2 protein-coding genes and 1 pseudogene are annotated in these 3,013 nt (G+C 73.9%); all 3 read right to left on the reverse strand.

Annotated elements, in window-relative coordinates:
• Positions 1–451, reverse strand: a pseudogene (locus HLK59_RS49245) (ATP-binding protein); the annotation flags it as partial.
• Positions 448–1,749 carry a CHAT domain-containing protein gene (locus tag HLK59_RS52580; RefSeq protein ID WP_171148214.1) on the reverse strand — a complete coding sequence of 434 codons (1,302 nt, stop codon included), beginning with the start codon at positions 1,747–1,749 and terminating at the stop codon, positions 448–450. The gene HLK59_RS52580 and the pseudogene HLK59_RS49245, both read right to left, overlap by 4 nt.
• Positions 1,739–2,887, reverse strand: coding sequence for a hypothetical protein (locus tag HLK59_RS49255; protein ID WP_171148215.1), 1,149 nt, complete (start codon positions 2,885–2,887; stop codon positions 1,739–1,741). Before HLK59_RS49255 ends, HLK59_RS52580 begins: the two co-directional genes overlap by 11 nt.
• Positions 2,888–3,013: the final 126 nt, after the last annotated feature.

Raw genomic sequence — 3,013 nt, forward strand, 5'->3', positions numbered from 1 at the left:
GCGTGCCGGGGCGGGTCGCGCCGGAGAGGGCGGCGGGGCGGCCGTTCGCCGAGGGCACCACGATCTGCCCCGGCCCCGCGGGCACCGTCTCCACGACGATCTCGCTGGGCAGCTCGACGGTGCGGACGGGCACCCCCCAGCGGTTGGTGATGGTCAGCCAGATCGTGCCGGGCCCGGGTGTGCGGTCGGCGGTCACCACGAAACGCGCCGGGCCGTACGTGCCGCCGAACCGGTGCAGGACGACGCTGGGCTCGCTCAGCGCCTCGCACACGAAGTGCGGGGCGCCGTCCAGGGCCACCCCGAAGTCGAACTCCTCCTCCTCGTAGGGCCAGTCCTCGTCCCCCGTCGGCCCGTTGAGGTCGACGGTGACGAGATAGCTCTGCCCGGCCTGCGCCTTGCGGGGCCAGCCGACCAGGGGCTCGACCAGCAAGGAGGAGGCGTCGCCGGTCATGCCCTCACCTCCTGGGCGCGCACCCGCAGCCGGAGCGTGGTGAGCGGATGTCCGAAGTAGAGGAACATGAAGCTGTAGAGGACCAGCAGGATCTCCTGCTGCCGCTCGGTGTAGGCGCGGCTGCCGACGTCGAGCCACGTCAGCGGATCGGGTAATCGGGCCACGGCACTGGCCCGGAACTCGCGCAGGGCACGGGCGACCGGCAGGTCCGGGTCGGCGCACACCCGGCCCACCAGCTCCCTGATCAGCAGATGGGCGATGTCGTCGCCGACCTTCCCGGACGTGGCGATGCAGCCGCCGGCCCCCTTGCGCAGGAACAGCTCGGCGAAGCCCCGCAGGGCGTTCTCCCCACGCCCCCGGTTGTCGAACAGGCGCCCGGACTCACAGGCGTTGAGGCAGACGAGGGTGGACCCGCCCCGGAGTGCGGGCATGGCCTGCCGGTTGAGGTCGCTCCAGCTGACGGAGGCGATCCTGACCTCGTGGGCACGGTCGCCGTACTCGGCATGGCACCCCATGTACACGAGGCCGGCGCCGAGGTCGGGGCGGGTGAGTTCGGTGAGGAAGGTCCGCGGGGTGCCGATGTGCGCGCGGTGCACGTACTCCTGGAACACCTCGACGTCCCGTCTCATCTGCTCGGCGTAGTAGCCCAGGACCTGGCCCGAGCAGGAGGCCGGGGCGCCGAAGGGGGTGGTCCCGGCCTCCCGGACGGTGGTCCAGCGCACCACCGTCACCAGGGCGCCGAGGATCCCGGACACCAGCCCGTTCTCCTGGTGGCCCGTCAGATGCAGCAGCTCCCAGGGGATGTCGTAGTCCGTGTCGTCCCAGACCACCAGTTGCAGTTCCGTACCGTGCCGGGCCCGCAGCACATTGATCCAGCGGACCAGGGGGTCCTGGCCCTGGGACCACTCGGCGAGGCCCAGGAGGATCTCGCTCGGTGGCATCGAGCTGCCCGGCCGCAGGTTGTGCAGCACCAGGTCGTCCGGGCGCAGCCGGGTGTACTCGGAGTCGAGGCGGCTCTCCAGCTCCCCGCTGTGTCCGGTCAGCCAGAACGCGTCCTGCCCCGGCTCGCCGTAGGCCCGCTGCACCGAGAGCTTCGCGAACCCGGCGGGCAGCCGGGCGTCCGGGTCGACGGGTGCGGCGGGCAGCCGTACGGCCTCCTGGGACTCGGCCACATGTTCCGGTACGGCGGCGGGGCGCGGCGCGGTCAGTGGCTCGGGCGCGGGCGGCCGGGCGGGCATGCCGGGCCCCAGCGGGATCGCCCCGCCGAGACCGCGGGGGCCGGTCGGTTCAGCGGACACCGGCCACCCCCCGCGCGGTGCGTCCGGCGACGGTCACTCCGCCGAGCGCGTCGGCGAGCAGGAACGTCAGGTCCGGGTACGGCTGGCGGGCGGCGTCCACGACCACGGAGTGCAGCCGCATCCGCCCCATCGCCCCGATCCGGCCGGCCGCCGAGAGCGCGTCCTCGATGCCGGTACGGCGCACCGGGCCGGGCAGCCGGTCGCCCGTACCGGTGTCGAGCGGAACGTTGCCACGGCCGTCGGAGACCACCACGAGCCATGCCTCGACGAGGTTGGAGCGCTGCTGGAAGGCCCGGCGCAGCAACTGGTCGGTCATCGCCAGGCCGTGGGCGAGGGGGCTGCTGCGGCCGGCCGGGCGGTGCAGGGCGCGGCCGACGCGGGGGTCCAGGACGCTGCGGGCGACGAAGTGGTCGGCCTTCAGCTCGTGTGCCGCGTCCCGGCTGCCGACCTCGACGACGCAGATGGAGGCCCGTCCGGTGTAGGCCCACTGGAGATACGGGGCGAGGGCGGGCGGCCAGTCCCAGCCGCGGCGGCAGGTGTGGTCGAGCAGCAGCACCAGCATGCGTTCCGCGACGGGGAGCCGGGCGTAGCTGCGGAAGTCGCCGGGCAGCACCACGAGGCGGCCGTCGCCGTCCGTGCGCAGGGCGCGGCGGCCGGGGAGGTTCTGGTGCTTCGCGGCCTCGATCGCGGTGGCGACGAAGGCGAGGTCGCGCAGCGTGGTCGCCGACCGTACGCCGATCACGGGACCGCGCGCCGAACTGGGCTCCGGGCGCCGCTGCCAGGGGATCCGCAGCGGGGCGAACTCCCGCAGGAACCGGGCGTCGTCCTCGGGGAAGGGGGAGCCGACGCCGTCCCCGGCATCGGCGGCGAAGGTGTCCAGGGCCTCGGCGGGCCCGGCGGGCACGGCGACGGCGGCGCCGGGCATCCGGTCCGCGGGGCCGTCGTCGGTGACCGGGTCCGGCTTCGCGGGCTCGGGTACGGGCCGCCGCTCGCCGTCGCCGTCGTGCGTGCCGGGACCGCGGTCGGCGGGCAGGCCGGAGCCCGGCGGTACGGGGGGCCGCGCGGCGACGCCGATCAGCCGGGCCGCCTCGTCGACCCGCTCGGCCCCACAGCTGTCGTCACCCCCGAACACGGCCAACGCCCGGGCCGGGCTCTTATAAACATCCTCCGCCGCCGACGAAGAGGATAAGGTGGAAAGCGGGGGACGCCGTAGACATTAAAAAAAAAGACCGACACACGACAAGCCGGCGAGATATGAAAAGCA

It is taken from the genome of Streptomyces sp. S3(2020), assembly GCF_013044505.1.
GTDB lineage: Bacteria > Actinomycetota > Actinomycetes > Streptomycetales > Streptomycetaceae > Streptomyces.